The sequence below is a fragment of the Stieleria mannarensis genome (genome assembly GCF_014154935.1).
Classification (GTDB): domain Bacteria; phylum Planctomycetota; class Planctomycetia; order Pirellulales; family Pirellulaceae; genus Stieleria; species Stieleria mannarensis.
This window is the reverse complement of the sequence record NZ_JACEHH010000253.1, coordinates 1-239: the sequence shown is the minus strand read 5'-3', so window position 1 is coordinate 239 and position 239 is coordinate 1. Positions and strand designations below refer to the sequence as shown.

Here is a 239-nt window from a genome sequence, read left to right as displayed (position 1 = left end):
CGTAGCTACTTACATTCCGCACCTCCTTTTGTAGGTTCGGAGGGATCCCGGCGATACCCCCAGCATCCGCGCAAGGCTGCGTTGGATTTCCGACAGGTCGGCGAGGCGACGCATGATTTCGCCATGATGTCGGACAATCACAATCGAAAGCGTTTCGAAGCATTCGAACATCGCTTTGCCCGTCGGAGCAGGACTCGGACGGTTCTCCGGATAAAGTCCGTACATCGGTTCGCCGTTGA

General features: G+C 56.5%; 1 protein-coding gene. It reads right to left on the bottom strand.

What is annotated here, in order from left to right; translation table 11 throughout:
* Positions 1 to 9: 9 nt before the first annotated feature.
* On the bottom strand, positions 10 to 239 hold a 230-nt coding region (locus tag H1B37_RS33570; protein WP_220498512.1), incomplete at its 5' end, for a hypothetical protein.